We start from the raw sequence: 22,063 nt of genomic DNA on the forward strand, positions 1-22,063 counted from the left end.
TTATGAACAATATTTTTTTAATTACAAAAAGGGAATTCCTTACACAGGTTAAGAAGAAGTCCTTCATTATATTAACGTTGCTGGCTCCTGTCATGATCATTGCATTTGGTGCGGTTATAGGGCTAATGTTTAAGGCTAATGAATCACATAGTGTTATTGAAGTTGTTGATAAGAGTGGTTTATTTAAAGATAAATTACTATCGGATTCCAAACTCAATTATACTTTTATTCCTTCTGCTGAGGAGAAATCAAAGGTTAACAAATTAAAAGGAAATGAAACCTTAGATGGCATCCTTATTTTACCTGAACTGAATGCTAATAACTTTGATGATCTGGAAAAAAACACAAGACTGGTTATCAATAGTAAAATTGGTTTTGATACCAAGCAGCGAATCGTTTCAGATATTACAAATGTTATTAAGAAAGAAAAGATCAAGCAATTGGGTATTGCTGAAACTCAATTGGACAATCTTGATAAAGGCTTCACTTTAAAAACGATTAATGTTTCAGAAGACAATAAGGAAGATTCTGATATGACTTTCGGAGTAAAAACAGGACTTAGTATGGTTCTGATGTATGTTACTTTCATGTTTATTATAATTTATGGAGTTAGGGTAATGAGAAGCGTTCTAGAAGAAAAGAATAACCGAGTGGTTGAAATTATTATCTCTTCAGTAAAGCCATTCGAGCTTATGATGGGTAAAATATTGGGCGTAACAATGGTTGCTTTAACCCAGTTTATCATATGGATTACAATGTCAGTAATCGGAGCATTAGTTCTCAATACAGGGTTTTCATCAATTCAAAAAAATATCCCCGGAGGAAGTGAAGGAATGGCTAGTAAACTGGATATAGCACAAATTGCTACTCAGGTTTCTCATAGTCTGCTGGAGCTTAATTTCCCGTTGATCATTTTTGTATTTATTGTGTTCTTTCTTCTTGGATACATTTTTTACAGCTCTGTTTATGCGGCTATTGGATCTGCTGTTGATAATGAAACAGAAACCCAACAGTTTACACTATTTGCAATACTACCTTTAACTTTAGGGATGTATGGGAGCTTTTCGCTAATGAACAATCCGGATGGACCTTTAGGATTTTGGTTATCGATGATTCCTTTTACCTCTCCAGTAGCAATGATTGCAAGAATTCCTTTTGGAGTTCCGGCATGGCAGATTGCGTTATCCATCACACTTTTGGTACTGACCACTATTTTTATGATATTCTTAGCTGGAAAAATTTACCGCGTAGGTATTTTAATGTACGGTAATAAAGCTACCTTAAAAGAGCTTTGGAGATGGATTAGAAATTAGTATAAAATATTAGACATCACAAAAAATCCCGAGAATAATCTCGGGATTTTTTTATTTGAATGAATTATTCTTATTGAAAGATATAACTAAGACTTAAACTAAGAACTTGTTCTGATTTACCCTTACTAGTTCCATCAGGTTCTTTTGCAAGATCAGGATATGTATTGGAAAATCCATAATCATACTTTAAAGCTAATTCCAATTGTCTCTTATAGCTATATCCTACGCCTATACCTAATCCAAAATTAAAACTGTTAGCTTTTCCACTAACCCCAGGATGTTTTGGATCATTTACATCCGGATCATAATAAGCTCTGCTTGCAGGAGCATTTTTAACGTTCTGGTTTAGCAAAAAGTTAAATCTTGGACCTATCATTCCAAAAAATTCAGATTCTGCCTCTGAAAAGTATCCTTTGAAATAAACAGGTACACTAAGGTAATTATTTGCATATACAGCGTTATAACCATCTCTACCTTTAGCATCCTTATCCTTCCCCGTTTCTCCGGCACCATAATATAGTACTTCGGGTTGGATATAAAACTGATTACCTTTTCCTACTGGAATAAGGGCTAAGGCTCCCGCCTGAACAGCAAATCTTGCTCCGGAGGGGTTATGTGCATTTTGTACTCGGGAATAGTTGCCTCCAGCTGTAATACCAAATCTTGTCGCTTTAAGGTTAACTTGTGCTAAAGATAAGGTAGAAAAAGCCAAAGTAGAGGCTAATAAAAATTTTTTCATATTGTTTTTGTTTATGATTATGCTAATACTTTTGCAACAGTAACACCAATATCAGCCGGAGAATCTACAACGTTGATTCCGTTTTCTCTCATGATTTCCATTTTTGCCTGCGCTGTATCTTCATCACCTCCTACAATAGCTCCTGCATGTCCCATTGTTCTTCCTTTAGGTGCAGTTTGTCCTGCAATAAAACCAACTACAGGTTTAGTAGAACCACTTGCTTTATACCATCTTGCAGCTTCAGCCTCTAGTCCACCACCAATTTCACCGATCATTACTACCGCTTCTGTTTCAGGATCATTGATGAACAATTCCAAAGCTTCTCTTGTAGTAGTCCCAATAATTGGGTCTCCACCGATACCAATAGCTGTAGAAATACCGAAACCAGCTCTTACAACCTGATCTGCAGCTTCATAAGTAAGAGTTCCAGATTTAGAAACGATACCTACTTTACCTTTTTTGAAAACGAAACCTGGCATAATACCAATTTTAGCTTCTTCTGAAGTAATGATTCCAGGGCAGTTTGGTCCGATTAATCTACAATCTCTATCAGCGATGTAAGATTTTACTTTTACCATATCTGCTACAGGAATTCCCTCAGTAATACATACGATAACTTTAATTCCAGCCTCAGCAGCTTCCATAATAGCATCAGCAGCAAATGCAGGTGGTACGAAAATAATACTTACGTTAGCTCCTGCTTTTGAAACAGCATCAGCAACCGTATTAAATACAGGCTTCCCTAAGTGCTCGCTTCCTCCTTTTCCTGGAGTAACTCCACCTACTACATTGGTTCCGTATTCAATCATCTGGCCAGCATGGAAAGTACCTTCGTTCCCTGTAAATCCTTGTACAATTACTTTAGAATCTTTGTTTACTAAAATTGACATTTTATTGTTGTTTTTAATTTATTTACTATTTTATTAATGCTCACAAATTTACTTATTTTTCTTTGATTTTAAATAAAACCTTGTGAATTGTTTATTTGAGATTTCTCAGTTTTACTTCTTTTTTCAAATAGGTTTTGAAATCTTCTGCAAACATACCAATGTAGGTCCCTTTTTCAAGATCTCTATTTACACCAGTCTTTCCTAAAAGCACAGATCCACCTTCGATCTTATTTCCAGAAGCAATTCCAACCTGTCCCCATAATGTTACCTCATCTCCAATTATACAACAGCCGGCAATTCCCACCTGAGAAGCGATCAGACATTTTTTTCCAATTATGGTATCGTGTCCAATCTGAATTTGATTATCTAAAACAGAACCTTCACCTATAATCGTAGAATCTGTAACTCCTCTGTCGATTGTACAGTTATTTCCTATTTCAACGTTGTTTTCTATGATAACGTTACCAACAGATATTAAGCGGTCAAAATTACCATTAAGCTTACGGTAATAGAATGCATCACCACCTAAAACCGTCCCTGATTGAATGACTACATTATCCCCAATAATCGTTCTGTCACCAATAACTACATTTGGAAAAATAAGACTATTCTTTCCAATTCTCACGTTGTTACCTATAACTGCGGTAGAATGAACCTTAGTCCCCTCACCGATCTCTATATCATGAAGTTCTTCGGTGAAATTATATATTCTTGTAAAATGGGTATTGATAAGATTAAAATCCCTGAAAGGATCATCTGAAACTAATAGAGCTTTCCCTTCCGGGCAATCTACTTCTTTATCGATAAGAATAATTGTTGCTGCAGAATTTAATGCTTTATCATAGTATTTCGGATGATTAACAAAAACGATCTCCCCCGGTTTTACCATGTGAATTTCATTAGTTCCCAGCACTTCAAAATCATCAGAACCAACAAATTTCGCTGAAATTAAATCAGCAATTGTTTTAAGTTTTTGTGGAGAATGAAATCTCATAAAAAATATTTTTCTTGTAAAACAAAATTCGGACTGCAAATGCAGACCGAATTTATATAAATTGTATTATTATTTTACTCTTTCCAAGTAAGAACCATCTTCAGTACTTACTTTGATTCTGTCTCCTGGTTCTATGAACAGTGGTACCATCACTCTTGCTCCTGTTTCAACGATTGCATTTTTAAGAGCATTAGTAGCTGTATTTCCTTTCACTCCTGGATCTGCTTCGATAACATCTAAAAATACAGACTGTGGAAGTTCAGCAGAAAGTGGAGTTTCATCAGATTCTTTTAAAATGATCGTTACTTCTTCACCAGCTTTCATAAACTGAGAATTTTCAATCATTTCTTTATCGATGTATAATTGAGAGAAATCATCATTATTCATGAAATGGAATCCATTCTCATCGTCATAAAGATATTGGAATTTTCTCGTAATTACTTTTACTTCATCAATTTTATGACCTGCAGAAAAAGTGTTATCAAGTACTTTTCCATTCGTCACTGACTTCAATTTTGTTCTAACGAAAGCCGGTCCTTTACCTGGTTTTACGTGAAGAAATTCAATTACTTTGAAAATATCATTGCTAAATTCAATGCAAAGTCCTTTTCTTATATCGTTACTTGTTGCCATTAATTTTTATATTATCTTTTTTATTTTTATTTAATTACTCCTTTCCGGTACCATATCCTTTTACAATACCTCTAGGAGAGTTTTGAATAAACTGGAGAATTTCATCTCTTTCAGCGGTTGGTAGCATTTCTTTCTCAATATGAGTGATTGCCTGAGAGACATTCATTTTCATTTGGAAAATAGCTCTATATATCTTTTGGATCTCAAAAATTTTCTCGTTTGTAAATCCTCTTCTTCTCAGACCCACTGAATTAATTCCGGCATAAGCCATTGGCTCTCTTGCTACTTTTACATAGGGCGGAATATCCTTTCTTACCAGTGTTCCACCAGAAATCATAACATGTTTTCCAATTTTACCAAACTGATGAACTGCACTAAGGCCACCCATTACTGTATAATCACCTATTTCTACATGACCAGCAATACCACAACCGTTTACGATGATAACATGATCTCCGATAACGCAATCGTGTGCAATGTGAGAAGTTGCCATGATGAGACAGTTTTTACCAATTTTGGTAAATCCAAGGGCTTTTGTACCCCTGTTCACTGTTACGCACTCTCTTATTGTAGTTTCATCTCCGATAATTACCTGAGTATCTTCTCCATCAAACTTTAAATCCTGCGGAATTGCAGAAATTACCGTTCCGGGAAAAATTCTACAATTTTTGCCTATTCTTGCTCCATCCATGATGGTAACATTGGGACCAATCCAAGTTCCTTCTCCAATTTCCACGTCCCCTGCAATAGTAGTAAAAGGTTCTACGATTACATTTTTGCTGATTTTTGCGCGTTTATCTACGGCTGCTAATTGATGAACCATTTAATCAACTTTATTTTTTGCAACTTGAGCCATTAATTCGGCCTCGACAGCCACTGTATCTCCTACATATCCATATCCCTGCATATGAACGATACCTCGTCTGATGGGCTCTATCAACTCAATTTTGAAAATCATAGTATCTCCAGGAACTACTTTTCTTTTAAATTTTACTTTATCCATTTTAATGAAATAAGTAGAATAATTTTCAGGATCCGGAACACTAGCCAAAACTAAAATCCCACCTGTTTGTGCTAAAGCTTCCACCTGTAAAACACCTGGCATTACCGGTTCTTTAGGAAAATGTCCAACAAAGAAAGGTTCATTCATTGTAACATTCTTCAATCCTACCACATGAGAGTCAGAAAGTTCAAGAATTTTATCTATTAATAAGAATGGTGGTCTGTGAGGCATCAACTTCATAATTCCGTTGATATCAAAAACCGGTTCTTTTGTTAAATCAAAATCAGGCACATTTTTCTTTTTTTGCAATTTCCACTGACGATTGAGTTTTTTTGCAAATTGAGTATTTACAAAATGTCCGGGCTTATTAGCAATTACTTTACCTTTTATTTTAACTCCAGCTAAAGCTAAATCACCAATCACATCAAGTAATTTATGTCTTGCCGCTTCGTTAGGATAATTTAAAGTAAGATTATCAAGAATGCCATTTGGTCTGATAGAAACATTGTCTTTCCCAAATGCCTTCTTTAACTTTTCAGTTGTATCTGGGGTTAAATCTTTATCAACATATACAATTGCATTAGAAATATCCCCTCCTTTAATTAAGCCATGATCTAAAAGCATTTCTAATTCATGCAAAAAGCTGAATGTTCGTGCTGATGAAATTTCCTCCTTAAATTCTGAAATATTTTTAAGTGTAGCATTTTGAGTACCCAATACTTTGGTTCCAAAATCTACCATTGTTGTAATTTCGTAATTATCTGATGGAATAATCGTGATCTCAGAACCTGTTGCAGGGTCTGTATAACTAAGAACTTCTTTAACGACAAGATATTCTCGAACAACCGCTTGCTCTACAACACCTACACTTTCGATAGCTTCAACAAAAAACTTTGAAGAACCATCCATGATAGGCGGCTCAGAAGCATCCATTTCCAATATTGCGTTATCTATATCACAACCAACTAAAGCTGCAAGAAGATGTTCACAAGTATTGATTTTTACACCTAATTTTTCTAAGGTTGTCCCTCTTTCAGTTGCTACAACATAATTAACATCAGCTTCGACTTGGGGATGTCCCTCTAAATCGGTTCTTACAAAAACAAAACCTGTATTTTCTTTAGCAGGTTTAATGGTAAGTTTTACTTCTTTACCAGTATGAAGGCCAATTCCAGAAAGAGTAACCTCTTGCTGAAGTGTTTTTTGCATATCACTCATTAGTATTATCTTTTGAGGTATTCTCAAGATTATTTATTCGTCCTACAATTTCAGTAAAGTTTCTGAAATGAACATAATTTCTAAGGTAGTCATTATAGCTTATTGCTGGTGAACCATATAATGTTTCTTTGTCATTAACGCTGGAATTCACCCCACTTTGTGCCTGAATTTTGACCTGATTGCCTATTTTAATATGACCAACCACGCCTACTTGCCCACCAATCTGGTTCCAGTCACCAATAGTTGTAGACCCTGCAATTCCTGCCTGAGCTGCAATCACATTGTTCTGACCAATCTTTACGTTGTGTGCTATTTGAATTAAGTTATCTATTTTAGTTCCTTTCCCAATGATAGTAGAACCAATAGTGGCTCTGTCTATACTACAGTTTGAACCAATTTCTACGTCATCTTCAATGATAACATTTCCGAGTTGAGGAATTTTCTTAAATCCTTCCGGTGTTGGTTGGAAACCAAATCCATCACCACCTACTACAGTATTAGAATGAATCACGCAGTTATCTCCTATAATACAATAATCGTAGATTCTTGCTCCGCTATCAATTTTACAGTTTTTACCTATTTTTACTCCCTTGCCAATGTATACTTGCGGATAAATTTGTGTTCCTTCACCAATTTTGGCTTTTTCTGAAACATAAGTAAAAGCTCCAATATATACCTTATCAGCAATAACGGCAGTATCATGAATAGATGCGCCATCTTCAACACCCTCTTTTTTACCTTGCATTTCCTGATATAAATTCATCAGAACCTGAAAAGACAAATAAGCATCTTTTACGGCAATTATGGTAGCATTGTAAGAATCCTTTACAATAAGTTTTTCAGAAGCAATAATTACTGAGCACTTTGAAGTATCCAAATAGTGAGAAAATCGATCTTGAGCTATAAAAGAAAGATGCCCCGATTCCCCATTTTCAATTGGTGAAACGCCACTAATAAGTGCATTTTCATCACCTATTATTTTTCCGTCAATAAAACTTGCAATTTGCGAAGCTGTAAATTCCATATTCTGCAAAGATAAGAAATTCTATTATTCGTAAACATTTTTTAGTTTTACGATCGTTAATTTTAATATTCTTTAAGAATTTACTTTGGATAAATCTCTTGGAAATGTTAAAATATATCTTTTGGTCTTATTTACTATTAAGCCTGATAAAAGCTGATCTTCAGACTCATCCAGCCTTATTTTCGTACCATTTTTCTGTAGTAAGTAGATCGGTTGCATTTTGGTGTTGTAAGGCAAAAGTTTTCTCTTAATCTCATGAACTAATTCAGCACCATTATCAATATTAAAAAACTCATTGGTGTTTTTTATTTTTTCTTCAACAAGTGTTTTATCAAATGAATGCGATGAAATAATTGTTTTAGGAAGATCTCTCTTAATCACGCACTTACACCAATATGACAAAATAAAATCATCAGAATTCTGCCATAATTTCATGGCTTGAATCACATCATTATCATCCAATTGTGTAAATCTTTCAACATCTTCATCTGTTGCTGCACTCTTTTCTCTATATAAAAAGTATTTCAAATTTTCAGTAGCCGGTAAATCTATGCCTTTTGAAACCAAATATTTTGCTCTTTCTAAAATTTTAACCAGAATAAATTCAGCTAAAGCAGATGTTTTATGGTAATATACCTGCCAATACATAAACATTCTTGCCGTCAAAAAGTTTTCAATGGAGTAAATCCCTTTCGCATCTATTACTAATTCGCCCTCTTCACAAACATTCATCATAGAGATGATTCGTTGGGTATTAATATTTCCTTCAGAAACTCCTGTAAAAAAGCTGTCTCTTTTTAAATAATCCAAACGGTCAACATCCAGTTGAGAAGATATTAGTTGATTGAAAAATTTTCTATGGTATTGCCCCTGAAACATTTCAATAGCTATGGAAAGCTGACCATCAAACATTTCATTCAACCTATTCATTAATAATAATGAAAGATTTTCATGATGCCAATCATCCATCAGCATGCTTTCCAAAGCGTGAGAAAATGGCCCATGACCAATATCATGCATTAAGATCGCTAACATGGCTCCTTTTTCTTCTTCGTCAGATATTTTAACTCCTTTTTGCTTTAATGTTTCCAGTGCAGTGAACATCAAATGCATGGCACCGATAGCATGGTGAAACCTCGTATGCGTAGCTCCTGGAAAAATCAAATTGAGAAGACCAGTCTGAGAAATCCTTCTTAATCTTTGAAAATAGGGATGTTCGATAATATCAAATAAAATTTCGTGGGGAATTTTGATAAATCCATGAACGGGATCGTTGATAATTTTTAGCTTATTCTGCATTTGATAACTGAAGTATTAGTAAACAAAGTTAGGGAAATTTAATCTTAGGCTTTAATTTTGTAAACCATAGATCATTAGGTAGAGATTTTTATCTTTGAGTCTTTAATAAACGAACCCATTGAATGAGGATACTCTCTGCATTACTTTTATTATTTTTAAGTATAAATATTTTTTCTGCTCAAATCGTTTCCGAAACCCAAAAGCTGGAATCCCTTTGTAAAGTATGGGGATTTTTAAAATATTATCACCCTCATGTTGCTAAGGGTACATTCGACTGGGACAAACAATTGATTGATAAAATAGAAGAACTTGAAACAATTCATGATAAAAATCAACTGAATGTGTTTTTTTCTCAATGGCTTGACAATCTTGGACAGGTTGACAGTTGTACATCCTGTAAATTTGATAACAACAAGGTATATTTTGTGAAGAACTTTAATTTAGACTGGACGAAAAATGAAGATATATTCAGTCCGGAAGTGATTGACAAACTTCAATTTATCGAAAAAAACAGATATATCGGAGAGCCCTATTATTTTGGAAAAGGAGGAAGAAAAATATTTTTCAGAAATGATGACTCACTGGGCTCAAAATTTATCTCCAGGAAAATTGCTCTTTTGGAGTTATTCAGATATTGGAATTTTGTAGAATATTTCTTTCCCTATAAATACGAAACAGATCAAAATTGGAATGATGTTTTAAAAGAAATGATTCCTAAATTTATCAGTATAGATAATGATGTAAATTACCATTTAACATTAGCAGAATTGGTCACAAAAACTGATGATTCTCATGCTTTTTTATTTTCACCATTAATTAGTTTAAATCAATACGGAAGAAGGAAAGTACCTGTAGAATATTCTTATGCAGAAGGGAAACTGATCGTCACCAAAATTAATTCTACTATATATAAGAAAGAAAGATCTTTATTAGAACCCGGAGACATAATTTATGACATTAATGGTAAAACCATTCCACAAATAGTCAATGGATTTTCAAAATATATTCCAGCTTCAAACTCATGGGGGAAAATAAAAAAGGTAAAGAATCTCTTTCTTTTCTCCAACAATGATAGTATAGAAGTTAAACTGGAAAGGAACGGACAAAATATTGCTCTCAAGGTAAAAACATATCTTTTAAAAGATATAATTTATGAAAAAAAAGCAGCACCTGAAAAATGGAGATTTTACGATCAGGATAAAAAAATAGGTTATGTTGATATGGGTATTATTGAAAGAGAAGATTTAAATGAAATGTATCAAAATCTAAAGACAACCGGATCAATTATTTTCGACTTAAGAAATTATCCTAGGCAAACAATCAGACCATTAAGTTTACTGTTTCTTCCGGAGACAATCATATATTATCAGTTTAATTTCCCTGAAACCACTTATCCGGGTATGTTTTATAGTAGAAAAAATAGTATTGGAAGAAAAAATGATGATTATTATAAAGGAAATGTAGTAGTTTTGATAGATGAGAATACTCAGAGCCAGGCGGAGACCACAACGATGATGTTTAAACAGCATCCTAAAGCAAAAACGATCGGAAGTTACACTTCCGGAGCCAACGGAGATGTCATTAGGTTTAAAATTGCAGGCTTAGAAACCAGCTTCACAGGTCTTGGTGCATACTACCCGGATCAAAGAGAAACCCAAAGGATTGGAATTATCCCGGACATTATCATTAAGCCTACTTTAAAAGGAATAAAAGAAGGAAAAGATGAAGTTTTGGAAAGAGCCCTAGAATACATAAAGACCGGCCGTTAGATGAAATATCCACATAAAAAAAAATAATGGATTTTCATTTAACTATAATTTAACTTTTTATCTGTTCATTTTGACAGATTTTATAATGAATTGGTCACACTTTTGATACTATAACCATGTAAAAAATAAATATTATGTCGGAAAAAATATTATGGATAGATGATGAAATAGATTTGCTCAAACCTCATATTGTATTTTTAGAAAAAAAGGGTTATCATGTAACTCCTGTTAATAATGTAAATGAAGCGCTAGAGTTGATAGATTCCGAGAAATTTGCATTAACATTAATTGATGAAAATATGCCTGGTATTTCTGGGCTGGAAGCAATTCCTATGATTAAAGAAAAAGATAATTCTTTAAAAATAGTAATGGTTACCAAAAGTGAAGAAGAACACATTATGGAAGAGGCAATTGGTTCTCAAATTGCTGATTATATTCTAAAACCGGTAAACCCCAATCAGATTCTTTTATCATTAAAGAAAAATCTTCAGGAAGACAATTTGGTTGAGCAAAAAACTATTTTGCAATATCAGCAAGAGTTCAGAAGCCTATCTATGGAACTTTCTTATCTCAAGTCTTATCAGGAATGGGCTGAATATTATAAGAAAATTTTAAATTGGGAAATTAAATTCGATAAAGTAACAGACAATGAATTTGCAGATCTTCTACAGTCTCAAAAAGAAGAAGCTAATATTCAGTTTGCGAAATTTATTGAAAATAATTATGAAGAATGGCTAAATGGAAGTGACAAACCAGCTATGAGCCATACCCTTTTCAAAGATAAGATAAAGCCTGAGGTTGAAAAAAGCAAGGTTCTTTTACTTATGGTAGATAACCTTAGATATGATCAATGGAAAGTAGTTGAACCATTATTTACGAAATACTACAATAAAGTATCTGAAGATTATTATTACAGTATTCTTCCAACAGCAACTCAATATGCAAGAAACTCTTTCTTTGCAGGTCTATTACCTTCTGAGATAGAAAAACGTTTTCCTGATAAATGGTTTAATGATAATGAAGATGGAAATAAAAATGAGTTTGAGCGTGACTTTCTTGAAGATCAAATGAAAAGAATTGGCTTAGGTTCAAAATCAATGAAATATCTAAAGGTTTTGAATGCTGATTTTGAAAAGAAGATCTATGATGATTTCAATCAACACAAAAACAACGACTTGTTGGTGATCGTTTATAACTTTATTGATATCTTATCTCACGCAAAAACTGACAACCATATTGTGGATCAGTTAATTCGTGATGATAAAACTTTCAGATCCCTGACTTATAACTGGTTTGAGAATTCTTCAATTCTAAAAATTATAAAATTAGCTGCCGAAAGCGGTTATAAACTAGTGATCACAACAGATCATGGAACAGTTTACGTTAAAAAGCCAAGTAAAGTGGTTGGAGATAGAGAAACATCTACAAACATCCGTTATAAAACTGGTAAGAGCTTAACGTATGACGATAGAGATGTTTGGGCTATTACAAATCCTGAGAAACTATTTTTACCAAAAGGAAATTTAAGTTCAAAGTATATTTTTGCAAAAAACAATACTTTCCTGGCCTATCCAAAAAATTATAATCACTTTGTAAATTATTATAAAGAAACTTACCAACACGGTGGAATATCATTAGAAGAATGTATTATTCCAATTAGCATTTTAGAACCCAAGTAATTTTTTTCATAGTTTATTAATTCTGGGTTCAGGGGCGGAAAAAATCAATTGATTTTTTCCGCCTTTTTGTTTGCATTTGATTTTGAAATTTCAAAGTCCGCTCTTTTAATTTCCCTACATTTGACCAAAAATTTACTTTTATTTATGAAATTAATCACATATAATGTAAATGGAATCAGAGCTGCTTTTACCAAGGATTTTCTAGGTTGGTTAAAAACCGCTGATCCGGATATCATATGCATTCAAGAGAGCAAGGCTGGAAACGACCAGATAGATATCGAAAGCCTTCAAAAGCAAGGGTATCATAGCTACTGGCATTCGGCAGTCAGAAAAGGCTATAGTGGGGTTGGAATAGCCTCAAAAATAAAACCTAATCATGTTGAGTATGGATGTGGAATTGAAAGTTATGATAACGAAGGAAGAATTATTCGTGCTGACTTTGATGATTATTCAGTAATTTCTGTATATGTCCCTTCAGCTTCTAATATGGAAAGACTGGGTTTTAAAATGCAGTTTTGTCATGATTTTCTGAATTATATCAAAAATTTAAAAAAAGAAATTCCAAATCTTATTATTTCAGGAGACTTTAATATTTGTCATCAGGCCATTGACATCCATGATCCTGTTCGTTTAAAAAATGTTTCAGGATTCTTACCTATGGAAAGGGAGTGGATGACCAGCTTTATTGAAGAGTGTGAATTAATAGATAGTTTCAGGTTTTTTAATAATGAGCCAGATAATTATACTTGGTGGAGTTACAGGCAGAATTCCAGGGCTAAAAATAAGGGCTGGAGATTAGATTATAATTTTACGTCATATGCCTTAAAAGATAAGCTTTCAAGAGCTGTAATTTTAAAAGAGGCTGTACATTCAGATCATTGCCCGGCATTGCTGGAATTGAATGTATAATAAAAAGAAAAAGCCAACTGAATCAGTTGGCTTTTAAAATTTAATAAATCATAAGTTTAATCGACAATTTCATATTCCACCGGAATTGTACCAAGATTGGTATTTCCGATTTCATCGAACGCGGCTCTAGAAATATCTAGTGCTCTTGATGAATGGAAAGGTCCTCTATCATTTATCCTCACTGTAACCTCTTTTCCATTGCTCAAATTGGTAACTCTAATTTTAGTTCCAAAAGGAAGCGTTCTATTTGCAGCGGTGAATTTTGAATTATCAAAAATTTCTCCGTTTGCGGTTTTTCTACCATTAAACTTATCGTGGTAGAACGATGCATAACTTGTTTTTTTCGCATCTGTGGCATTATTCTTGAAAGAATAAACACCAAAGGCTGAAATCATCATTATGATTACGAGAATGAATCTTTTCATCATGTTGAATTTTATTGGTTTTGACTGGGCAAATGTATTATGAATCTCATTAAGTCCATAGCCGAAATGTTAAAAACTGTTAACGAAAACCCAATTATATGTTAACCAAGTCTGTAACCCTCTATTGACAGGCGTTTTAAGGACCACTGTTAAAAAACGTTAAAAATAAGGCCTAAAAGTTAACATAATTAACTAACTACTAGAAATTCATTTAGAATCAGCTCTAAAACACACTGTAAATCAGTAAATTACATATTTGCCATTTTTTTAGTTAAATATCTAAAAAAAACCAATGAAAATTTCATTGGTTTTTATAAAAGATAAGTATGCTTTTATTTTAAATACTCCAGCACATAATCATACGTTCCAGCCGGATAAACTACCGACATGTGAGGAGACCCTGTAACTGCATTTCCTGCTGTAGTTCCTAGTGCATATGAATATAATTCTCTGGCATATATTGTATTAGTTCCAGATTTATATATGGTAATTCCATACATACCGGTCATCCCTGTTGGCGAAGGGATACTTACAGCAGTTGAAGAACCTGTAGCTGTAAATGTTCCTTTAATGGCATAAACTTGTTCGTTATTTATTAAAGTATTTGTAGCAGTTTCTGTGGTAAGAATATTAGTACGATCTGAATTAGCTCCTATCGCCACCCATTTACCGTTTGTAATATTTCCGGGATTTCCAGGGTTTGAGAAGTAATAGAATCCAGGAGCTACTTTTGTTTTAACCCCTTGTCCCGTCACAGTATCTCCTGTAGTACTATTAAAGACCACCATCCCATCAAAATCAGAAAGAACGACTTCGTTATCCGCTGTTGATGTATTGAATCTAAAATCCGTTAGATCTGTTCTTGGAAACCCCATTCCTCTACCAAAGCTTTTGTTTGCTAAACCTTCAAAATTACTGGCGTCCATAAAATAATTTGTCCCACTTAATCCTGCAGTAACATTTCCATTACTAAGGAGCTGAGCGTTACTATTAGCACTTAGAAATAAAAGGAAGCATCCCGTTATATTCACTAAAACATTTTTCATCTTGATTTGTGTTTTTTAATTATTAATTTCTACCTGCAACCAGATACCAAGTTGTACCATTACTAAATATTTGAACCGCCGATTGTGCGGTAATAGAGGCTAAACCCTTTGGAGTACCAATTCCATCATTTCCTGAAAACTGAAGTAATCCCCCCGCTTGGTTTCTTATATAGATAGTTTTATCCTTAAAAGAAGCTGGAGTTGGTAACGTCAATTGAGTTCCTGAAGTAAATTCCCAAAAATCAAAATTAGAATTTGTCCAATCATAAGCAGTAGAAGCTGCCTGACCTAAATTTAACCTAAATGCTGTGGGTGTTGTTCCACCACCTCCAAGCGTTTTCCAGGTAGAAGAGGTATTATCATAATAATAAAATCCTGCACCCGTTATGTTTCCTGTTTTATCAGTAGTACCTACACCTGAAGTTACAAAAACCAATGCCCCATTTTGAGCGGCAATGTATACAGCATCTTTAGCTGCTAATTCCTGGGCTGTCATTCTTGGAACTAAAACGGCATCGGGCATAGTCTTATCCGTAGTACTAGCAACCACATCCAAAGTAGCGGCCGGAGTAATTGTATTAATACCTACCCCTTTGTTCTGAGCTTTTGACAGCATAGCAAACGAAATAAGCATTATTGCTGTCCATAAATTTTTTCTCATAAGTGTTTAAGATTTTTAATTATTTTTTTTCATTAATAATTTTTATACAATATATATTTTCAAATCCCAAACTGTTCAATTATGATATAAAATAAAGATTCGGGATTATCTTTATTTATATACATATTCTAGGATTAGAAATACTATGTTGATAAAAAATTATTGCTATGGCAAAGCTAGTACTAAATAATTAAAAATCCAAAACCCACCATTCAAAATGGAAAATCAGGCGTCATATAAATACAGCTAAAAAGCTGATTATGAATAGAATGAAAAATTTAAACCAAAAAACAGTGAAACAGATAATCTAACAATAAAAAATTAATTAAATACTAATCAGTAAAAAATACGATGGAAAATATACACACTTAACATCATTATCTAAAAAATAATATTTTTATTTATTTTTTATCAAATTAAATCTCCATACAGGTCAAATTCCTCCGCAGAGGTAATTTTTACCATAGCAAATTCTCCAATTGAAATATAGGTGTTATCTGCAGAAACTAAAACTGTATTATCAACGTCAGGAGAATCATATTCTGTTCGTCCTACGAAATAGTTTCCTTCTTTCCTGTCGAATACACATTTATAGACCTCACCAATCCTTTGCTGATTTTTCTCCCATGAGATTTGAGACTGAAGTTCCATGATAGCTTCTACACGAGCTTCTTTCACCTCCTGAGGGACATCATCCTCTAAAACATGGGCAGTTGTATTTTCTTCGTGAGAATACGTAAAACAACCTAATCGATCAAATCTCTGTTCTTTAACCCAATCTTTCAATTCCTGAAATCTTTCTTCGGTCTCCCCTGGATAACCAACAATTAAAGTAGTTCTGATTGCCATATCAGGAACCTTTTCTCTAAATTTCGCTAAAAGGGCATCGGTTTTTTCATGAGTTGTTCCTCTTTTCATCGATTTTAATAAATCGGAGTTGATATGCTGAAGAGGAATATCGATATAGTTACAAACTTTAGGTTCTTCTCTAATGATATCTAATACATCTTCCGGAAACCCACTAGGGAATGCGTAGTGAAGACGAATCCATTCTATCCCTTCCACTTTCACAAGTTCTTTTAAAAGATCTCCAAGTGCACGTCTTTTATAGATATCCAATCCGTAATACGTTAGGTCCTGAGCAATCAAAATTAATTCTTTCGTTCCTACTTTTGCGAGCTTTTCTGCTTCACGAACCAGTTTTTCAATAGGTGTAGAAACATGACCTCCTCTCATTAGTGGAATTGCACAAAAAGAGCATGGCCTGTCACAGCCTTCAGATATCTTCAGATATGCGTAATGTTTTGGAGTAGTCGTTAATCTTTCACCTACTAATTCATGCTTGTAATCTGCGCCTAAGTGCTTTAACAGTATAGGTAAATCTCTTGTTCCAAAATATTGGTCTACATCTGGAATTTCTTTGATAAGATCCGGTTTATATCTTTCAGAAAGACATCCAGTAACAAAAACCTTTTCCACTTCTCCTCTATTCTTGGCATCAACATAGTCAAGGATTGTGTTAATAGATTCCTCTTTTGCATTGTCAATAAAACCACAGGTATTGATTACAACAATATCTCCTCTGTCTTCATGTACAACTTCTTTTCCGTTTGCCTTAAGCTGGCTCATTAAAACTTCTGAGTCGTATACATTTTTAGAGCAACCAAGGGTTACGATATTGATTTTCTTTTTACCTACAGATTTTGTGCGCATCTTTTTGATTTTGAGTTTGCAAAGATACGAAATAATAAAAAGTTTAAATCAAAAAAAAGAAAACCACTTTAATAAAGTGGTTTTCAATATACTATTTAAAAGTTTTTTTCTTTAAAACTTGGTACGTTTTGATCTTTTTCACATTAGGATCATCAATAAGCTTGTTCGTCTCCTTTCAAAATATTGTACAAAGTAAGAAAGATAATTTTAATATCTAAAAAAAAGGACCAATTCTGAATATACCAAATATCTTTTTCTATCCGTTTTTCCATATCTCTATGAGAAAATATCTCCCCTCTTGAACCCATTACTTGTGCCCATCCAGTAATTCCGGGTTTTACAATATGTCTTGTCATATATTTTTTTGTAATCTTGGAGTACATGTCTGTTTGGGACATCATATGCGGTCTCGGACCAACTATTGACATTTGGCCAAGAAAAACATTAATAAACTGGGGCAATTCGTCTATACTTGTTTTACGCATAAATGCACCAAATTTTGTAACTCTCGGATCATTTCTTTTAGCAATTTGAAGGTCAGCATTTGTATTGATAGTCATGCTCCTAAATTTGATACAATTGAATGGTATATTATTGAGTCCTGATCTTTTTTGCAAAAAAAATGCCGAATCATTGCTTTCTAATTTAATAATTAATGCAACAATAGGTATTAACCAAGATAATAAAAAGACAATTATAAAAAATGAAAACCCAATATCAAATGTTCTTTTTAAAATTTGTTTTTTGGGATTCGATAATGGTTCTCTAATTAATTTCAGAAAAGGAATCTCGTGAATTACATCAAAATAATAAGGTCCGAGATTAACATATTTGAAATCGGGTACCATATAAATCCTTATCATTTTATGCTCTGCAACTTCTACAATTTTTTTATATAAATCAACTTCAATTTTGTCATCACAAAATATAATACTGTTTATACCTGTATTTTCCAGATCATCGAATAACTTATCAATGCTACCTAGATATCTATTTTTCGTTTCTGTCTCAATAGGTGCATAAACACCTCTCAATCCCATAAATCTCCTCAGATCCTTATTTGATAATAATGATGTTGATAATTTATTTTCTCCAACAAGAACTGTATTAAAAGAGTACAATTTCCTTCCTAATTTCACTCTGTTTTTCTTTCGGTATAAGAACAAAAGAAACCTTGTGAGGGTCATAAAGAAACCAGTCAATAGAAAATAAAGTATTATATTTCTATAGTCAATTTTTACAGAAAAAATTAGATTTAAGTAAATTAATGAAGCGCCTACCAATAAGACAAAAGATTTTGTCAATGCATTAAAATGCAGTGATGACTCCATAATTTTTAAGCTTTTGTAAGGCTTAGTTATAATTGTAATGACAAACCAAGATATATTAAGGAGAATAAATTGAACTTTAAAATTCTGAGCAAAACTTCTTTCATCAAATTCAAAAAAATATAGTTTTCCTAAAATAAAAAGAACATTGATAATAATATAATCTCCTATCAGAAAAATTCCGGGTAAATATCTAAAAAAATAAACTAACATAAATTCGACAATGGTTATTCAATTTTTCAAATTTACTTTATAATATCTATGTAACTCAGAAACTTAAGTCATTAGTTCTCATAAAGTTTAAAATGAATTAAAAAAATTTTAAAGAAAATTCCGGTAAAACTTTGTCTTTTTCTGAAAGTAAAATGTCATCTAAGGGGAGTTGCCAATCAATATTAAGTTCGGTATCATTCCAAAGAACACCACCTTCTGATTCTTTGTCATAGAGATTATCGCATTTGTATGAAAATATAGCAGTCTCGCTTAGAACAGAAAATCCATGTCCGAAACCTCTTGGGACATATAGTTGCAATTTATTTTCGCCTGTAAGTTCAATTGAAAACCACTTTCCAAATGTGGGTGAATCTTCTCTTAGATCAACAGCTACATCGAGAACCTTTCCATCCAAACATGACACCAGTTTCGCCTGAGCTTTTTCTCCTTTCTGCAAATGTAAGCCTCTAAGAACTCCATAAGTTGATTTGGAGATATTATCCTGAACGAAATGTCCGTTCATACCTGTTAATTCTTCAAACTTTTTCTCATTGAATTTTTCGTAAAAATATCCTCTTTCATCTTCAAAAACAGTTGGCTCTATAATATAGCAGTCCCTAAGTGGTGTTTCTTTTATTTTCATAAGTTGTGTTAGCTTTATTTACAAAGCTTAATCATTTTGTTTTATAACTATCCGATTGAAAAGGCACAAATATAAAAATTAATGCCACATAAAAATAGTTTTTATTTAATTACCCTTTTATAAAGATTTATCAAATTCAAAAAATTATTATTTTTATTATATTCTTTAAAAGCTTTTTCAAATGAATTGTTTCCCATTTGAGTTTTCTTTTTTTCGTCAAAAAAAAGTTTAACTTTTTCTATTGCTTCGTCTGTTGTATTATAAACATACCCATTATAATCATTGTCAACGGTATCTTTATTTCCCATCACATTGCTCACTAAAAGAGGTTTCCGGATCGCCATTGCTTCGAGAATCGCAATTGGAAGTCCTTCCCATAAAGACACTTGTAAATATAAATCAAGTGTATTTAATTTTTGCAATAATTCTTCTCTTGTTCTTATCCAACCTGTAACAGTAATATTTTCAGAAGTAATGTCATCGATAAGCTCCCCGTTTCCTATCCATACAAAATTAACATTTGGCAGCTTCGATGCTATCTCATTAAAAGCCTTTGGATTCTTTTGTGCTGTCAATCTTCCAACCGTTCCAACAGTAAAACGTTCATTCGTTACAGGAAAGTACAGTTTTTCTGGCAATTCAAAATCAACTCCGTTTCTAATAAGGCTCGTTTTGCCAATTTTTTTTGCCATTTCATATTCCGTATTTCCAGAAGCAATTGTAGTTCCACCAAATAAAAAGGGCATTACATATTCTATAACTTTAAAAAGGAAAATCTTAGTTTTCGAAATATTTTGCTGGACAAAGGAAAATCCGTGGGGTGAATAATAAATATTCTTTTTAGATACTAATCCCAAACAAGCCAATCTTCCTATAACACCTGCTTTTGCAGAATGGAGATGAATTATATCAGGTTTTATTTTTTTCAATATTTTTCGCGACTCTGTAATTACCTGATGATCTTTTTTCAAATTTATGGGACGCTGCATATCCAGTTCGTAAAGATAAATATCCGGATGAATTTCCTTATGAAATAATTCCTTATCCAGTTCAATACGATTTGGACTATAAATTAAATGAATATCACAATTAATATCAGACTGATGTGTTGCCAGAAAATTGCTTAAATCTTTTACGTAGGTATAAACCCCACCTCCAAAAGCTTCTACAAACTGAACAATCTTAATTTTCTTTTCCAAACTAATAATTTTGATTTAATACATGATGAGATGTAGTTTAATAATTTACATCTCAATTCTTTTAATTACTTAGAGATGGATAAATAATATACCGTTTTAGGGTTCATACTTGGGATGTTAATTGTTGTGGTATTTTTATTAACTATAATCTTTTGCTTTTGATTAAATATCATATTTTCCAGTGGCAGCTCAAGCGTATTAGGAATCTCATATACTACTAAGTCAAGATTTTTATCTTTCTTATAAAGACTAAACAAATTTTTCAACTTCACCTTTGCATTTACAATTCTATTTCCACTGTTATTGTTTAAAATAATATATTCTCCCTTATCATCATAAGAGGCAAATACAGATGTTTGATCATAATTGGTTATATCTTTTACTCTAGTGCCTTTCGTGCTTTGATTATAAATTTTGTAAGCCCACCATACCGATCTAGGTTTACCTTTTTTATCTAATAATCCATTAATTGAATTATTACAATTGAAAACGCCATTGCTTTCTGCCCAACATGCTTTACAAGCACCATCTATATTATTATCTTCCAAATATTTAAACACTTGTAATACTTCTGAAGGAGAAAATTGTGAGTATTGGTTGATTATTTCATTTAGAATAATTTTCTTTACACCAACTTTTGGATATCTAGGAAGTATCTCAGTTCTCAGCCTTTTCATATCCTTATTGAAATCCTTATAATATTCTCCGTCCCTTAACTCGTGCCAGCTAAGTATATCAACCCTTACATTATTCGTATTACAAAATTTCAAGAATCCTTCCATTTCTTTTTCATTGTATCGGTCAAAAGAAGGTCCTGTGATCAAAGCTTTATCCCCTCCAGGTGAAGACCTGATAATATCATGTGCTTTTTTAAATATTTTATAATATTCCTCCGTATCAAAATCTCCAAATCCACCCTGATGAAAAGGCTCATTCCATATATCATAAATTACTTTATTATTGAATTTTTGATACTCCGTATTTATTACTGTTTTTAACCGACCTGTATATAAAGGATGTGACCATTCTTTATTATTTTTTTTACCGGGATAGCCATACATATCAGATATTACTAAAATTGGTGTAACCCCAAAACTTCTTAAATAATCAATATCATCAACCGATTTATAAGACCACCCTATTCTCCAGTACTTAGGTTGCAAAGCAATAATATCATTTTGAAGTGCTTTAATATTATCATAATGAAGAAAACCAGACATTGATTTTACATTGCTGATTTTTTTACTGAAATCAACTTCCACAATTACAGAATCCTTAGTTCTCTGACATTTGACAAGAATTAAAGAAATAAAAAGGATGATTATAGAAATTATCTTTATTTTATAAGCATAAATTATTTTCATA

The 22,063-nt window shown here is 32.8% G+C and carries 20 protein-coding genes; 4 read left to right on the forward strand and 16 right to left on the reverse strand.

What is annotated here, in order from left to right; all coding sequences use genetic code 11:
* Nucleotides 1-2: 2 nt before the first annotated feature.
* Complete coding sequence (locus J7E44_RS19275) at nt 3-1,313, forward strand: ABC transporter permease (RefSeq protein WP_214832629.1); 1,311 nt, start codon at nt 3-5, stop codon at nt 1,311-1,313.
* A 70-nt stretch (nt 1,314-1,383) separates the two neighbouring features.
* Here J7E44_RS19275 and J7E44_RS19280 read toward each other — a convergent pair whose 3' ends face one another.
* The 8 genes from J7E44_RS19280 to J7E44_RS19315 form a co-directional block, all read right to left on the reverse strand.
* On the reverse strand, nt 1,384-2,052 hold the full coding sequence (locus tag J7E44_RS19280) for a porin family protein (protein WP_214832631.1): 669 nt from the start codon (nt 2,050-2,052) through the stop codon (nt 1,384-1,386).
* A gap of 17 nt (nt 2,053-2,069) precedes the next feature.
* The gene (gene sucD / locus J7E44_RS19285) at nt 2,070-2,942 is read right to left on the reverse strand and encodes a succinate--CoA ligase subunit alpha (RefSeq protein WP_214832633.1); all 873 of its coding nucleotides are present in this window, start codon (nt 2,940-2,942) and stop codon (nt 2,070-2,072) included.
* A 91-nt stretch (nt 2,943-3,033) separates the two neighbouring features.
* Entirely contained in the window at nt 3,034-3,936 is a 903-nt protein-coding gene (locus J7E44_RS19290; protein ID WP_214832635.1) for an LpxD N-terminal domain-containing protein, read from the reverse strand.
* A gap of 69 nt (nt 3,937-4,005) precedes the next feature.
* Nucleotides 4,006-4,569, reverse strand: coding sequence for an elongation factor P (efp, locus tag J7E44_RS19295; protein ID WP_214832637.1), 564 nt, complete (start codon nt 4,567-4,569; stop codon nt 4,006-4,008).
* Between the two features lie 34 nt (nt 4,570-4,603).
* The gene (gene lpxA, locus J7E44_RS19300) at nt 4,604-5,392 is read right to left on the reverse strand and encodes an acyl-ACP--UDP-N-acetylglucosamine O-acyltransferase (RefSeq protein WP_214832639.1); all 789 of its coding nucleotides are present in this window, start codon (nt 5,390-5,392) and stop codon (nt 4,604-4,606) included.
* Nucleotides 5,393-6,790, reverse strand: coding sequence for a bifunctional UDP-3-O-[3-hydroxymyristoyl] N-acetylglucosamine deacetylase/3-hydroxyacyl-ACP dehydratase (locus J7E44_RS19305; protein WP_214832641.1), 1,398 nt, complete (start codon nt 6,788-6,790; stop codon nt 5,393-5,395).
* The gene (gene lpxD / locus J7E44_RS19310; RefSeq protein WP_214832643.1) at nt 6,783-7,814 is read right to left on the reverse strand and encodes a UDP-3-O-(3-hydroxymyristoyl)glucosamine N-acyltransferase; all 1,032 of its coding nucleotides are present in this window, start codon (nt 7,812-7,814) and stop codon (nt 6,783-6,785) included. The genes J7E44_RS19305 and lpxD overlap by 8 nt, the downstream gene beginning before the upstream one ends.
* A 72-nt stretch (nt 7,815-7,886) precedes the next feature.
* Nucleotides 7,887-9,113: an HD domain-containing protein gene (locus tag J7E44_RS19315; RefSeq protein ID WP_214832645.1), complete on the reverse strand. Its 1,227-nt coding sequence runs from the start codon at nt 9,111-9,113 to the stop codon at nt 7,887-7,889.
* 122 nt (nt 9,114-9,235) lie between these two features.
* Between J7E44_RS19315 and J7E44_RS19320 the strand changes: the two genes are divergently transcribed.
* The 3 genes from J7E44_RS19320 (at nt 9,236) to J7E44_RS19330 (ending at nt 13,470) form a co-directional block, all read left to right on the forward strand.
* On the forward strand, nt 9,236-10,882 hold the full coding sequence (locus tag J7E44_RS19320) for a S41 family peptidase (RefSeq protein WP_214832647.1): 1,647 nt from the start codon (nt 9,236-9,238) through the stop codon (nt 10,880-10,882).
* A gap of 134 nt (nt 10,883-11,016) precedes the next feature.
* On the forward strand, nt 11,017-12,561 hold the full coding sequence (gene porX / locus J7E44_RS19325; protein WP_214832649.1) for a T9SS response regulator signal transducer PorX: 1,545 nt from the start codon (nt 11,017-11,019) through the stop codon (nt 12,559-12,561).
* Nucleotides 12,562-12,705: 144 nt separating this feature from the next.
* Nucleotides 12,706-13,470 (forward strand): exodeoxyribonuclease III, encoded by a 765-nt coding sequence (locus J7E44_RS19330; RefSeq protein WP_214832651.1) that lies wholly within the window; start codon nt 12,706-12,708, stop codon nt 13,468-13,470.
* A 56-nt stretch (nt 13,471-13,526) separates the two neighbouring features.
* Here the strand turns inward: J7E44_RS19330 and J7E44_RS19335 are convergent, their stop codons facing one another.
* The 8 genes from J7E44_RS19335 to J7E44_RS19370 form a co-directional block, all read right to left on the reverse strand.
* Complete coding sequence (locus tag J7E44_RS19335) at nt 13,527-13,898, reverse strand: septal ring lytic transglycosylase RlpA family protein (RefSeq protein WP_214832652.1); 372 nt, start codon at nt 13,896-13,898, stop codon at nt 13,527-13,529.
* Between the two features lie 329 nt (nt 13,899-14,227).
* Nucleotides 14,228-14,941 carry a hypothetical protein gene (locus J7E44_RS19340; RefSeq protein WP_214832654.1) on the reverse strand — a complete coding sequence of 238 codons (714 nt, stop codon included), beginning with the start codon at nt 14,939-14,941 and terminating at the stop codon, nt 14,228-14,230.
* A 22-nt stretch (nt 14,942-14,963) separates the two neighbouring features.
* The gene (locus tag J7E44_RS19345) at nt 14,964-15,602 is read right to left on the reverse strand and encodes a phage tail-like protein (RefSeq protein ID WP_214832656.1); all 639 of its coding nucleotides are present in this window, start codon (nt 15,600-15,602) and stop codon (nt 14,964-14,966) included.
* Nucleotides 15,603-16,013: 411 nt separating this feature from the next.
* A complete protein-coding gene (rimO, locus tag J7E44_RS19350; RefSeq protein WP_214832658.1) occupies nt 16,014-17,315 on the reverse strand; it encodes a 30S ribosomal protein S12 methylthiotransferase RimO in 1,302 nt (433 codons plus the stop codon).
* Between the two features lie 152 nt (nt 17,316-17,467).
* Nucleotides 17,468-18,856 carry an exopolysaccharide biosynthesis polyprenyl glycosylphosphotransferase gene (locus J7E44_RS19355; RefSeq protein WP_214832660.1) on the reverse strand — a complete coding sequence of 463 codons (1,389 nt, stop codon included), beginning with the start codon at nt 18,854-18,856 and terminating at the stop codon, nt 17,468-17,470.
* A 97-nt stretch (nt 18,857-18,953) separates the two neighbouring features.
* Entirely contained in the window at nt 18,954-19,499 is a 546-nt protein-coding gene (gene rfbC / locus J7E44_RS19360) for a dTDP-4-dehydrorhamnose 3,5-epimerase (protein WP_214832662.1), read from the reverse strand.
* Nucleotides 19,500-19,600: 101 nt separating this feature from the next.
* Nucleotides 19,601-20,698, reverse strand: a complete 1,098-nt coding sequence (locus J7E44_RS19365) for a glycosyltransferase (protein WP_214832664.1) — start codon at nt 20,696-20,698, stop codon at nt 19,601-19,603.
* A 65-nt stretch (nt 20,699-20,763) separates the two neighbouring features.
* Nucleotides 20,764-22,062 carry a GH39 family glycosyl hydrolase gene (locus J7E44_RS19370; RefSeq protein WP_214832666.1) on the reverse strand — a complete coding sequence of 433 codons (1,299 nt, stop codon included), beginning with the start codon at nt 22,060-22,062 and terminating at the stop codon, nt 20,764-20,766.
* Nucleotide 22,063 lies beyond the last annotated feature (1 nt).

The sequence above is a fragment of the Chryseobacterium sp. ISL-6 genome, assembly GCF_018613715.1.
Lineage (GTDB): Bacteria > Bacteroidota > Bacteroidia > Flavobacteriales > Weeksellaceae > Chryseobacterium > Chryseobacterium paludis.

Excerpts from the sequence above, each read along its gene's own strand:
- J7E44_RS19275 (WP_214832629.1), top strand. The coding sequence starts at position 3 with ATGAACAATATTTTTTTAATTACAAAAAGGGAATTCCTTACACAGGTT.
- J7E44_RS19280 (WP_214832631.1), bottom strand. The coding sequence starts at position 2,052 with ATGAAAAAATTTTTATTAGCCTCTACTTTGGCTTTTTCTACCTTATCT.
- sucD (WP_214832633.1), bottom strand. The coding sequence starts at position 2,942 with ATGTCAATTTTAGTAAACAAAGATTCTAAAGTAATTGTACAAGGATTT.
- J7E44_RS19290 (WP_214832635.1), bottom strand. The coding sequence starts at position 3,936 with ATGAGATTTCATTCTCCACAAAAACTTAAAACAATTGCTGATTTAATT.
- efp (WP_214832637.1), bottom strand. The coding sequence starts at position 4,569 with ATGGCAACAAGTAACGATATAAGAAAAGGACTTTGCATTGAATTTAGC.
- lpxA (WP_214832639.1), bottom strand. The coding sequence starts at position 5,392 with ATGGTTCATCAATTAGCAGCCGTAGATAAACGCGCAAAAATCAGCAAA.
- J7E44_RS19305 (WP_214832641.1), bottom strand. The coding sequence starts at position 6,790 with ATGAGTGATATGCAAAAAACACTTCAGCAAGAGGTTACTCTTTCTGGA.
- lpxD (WP_214832643.1), bottom strand. The coding sequence starts at position 7,814 with ATGGAATTTACAGCTTCGCAAATTGCAAGTTTTATTGACGGAAAAATA.
- J7E44_RS19315 (WP_214832645.1), bottom strand. The coding sequence starts at position 9,113 with ATGCAGAATAAGCTAAAAATTATCAACGATCCCGTTCATGGATTTATC.
- J7E44_RS19320 (WP_214832647.1), top strand. The coding sequence starts at position 9,236 with ATGAGGATACTCTCTGCATTACTTTTATTATTTTTAAGTATAAATATT.
- porX (WP_214832649.1), top strand. The coding sequence starts at position 11,017 with ATGTCGGAAAAAATATTATGGATAGATGATGAAATAGATTTGCTCAAA.
- J7E44_RS19330 (WP_214832651.1), top strand. The coding sequence starts at position 12,706 with ATGAAATTAATCACATATAATGTAAATGGAATCAGAGCTGCTTTTACC.
- J7E44_RS19335 (WP_214832652.1), bottom strand. The coding sequence starts at position 13,898 with ATGATGAAAAGATTCATTCTCGTAATCATAATGATGATTTCAGCCTTT.
- J7E44_RS19340 (WP_214832654.1), bottom strand. The coding sequence starts at position 14,941 with ATGAAAAATGTTTTAGTGAATATAACGGGATGCTTCCTTTTATTTCTA.
- J7E44_RS19345 (WP_214832656.1), bottom strand. The coding sequence starts at position 15,602 with ATGAGAAAAAATTTATGGACAGCAATAATGCTTATTTCGTTTGCTATG.
- rimO (WP_214832658.1), bottom strand. The coding sequence starts at position 17,315 with ATGCGCACAAAATCTGTAGGTAAAAAGAAAATCAATATCGTAACCCTT.
- J7E44_RS19355 (WP_214832660.1), bottom strand. The coding sequence starts at position 18,856 with ATGTTAGTTTATTTTTTTAGATATTTACCCGGAATTTTTCTGATAGGA.
- rfbC (WP_214832662.1), bottom strand. The coding sequence starts at position 19,499 with ATGAAAATAAAAGAAACACCACTTAGGGACTGCTATATTATAGAGCCA.
- J7E44_RS19370 (WP_214832666.1), bottom strand. The coding sequence starts at position 22,062 with ATGAAAATAATTTATGCTTATAAAATAAAGATAATTTCTATAATCATC.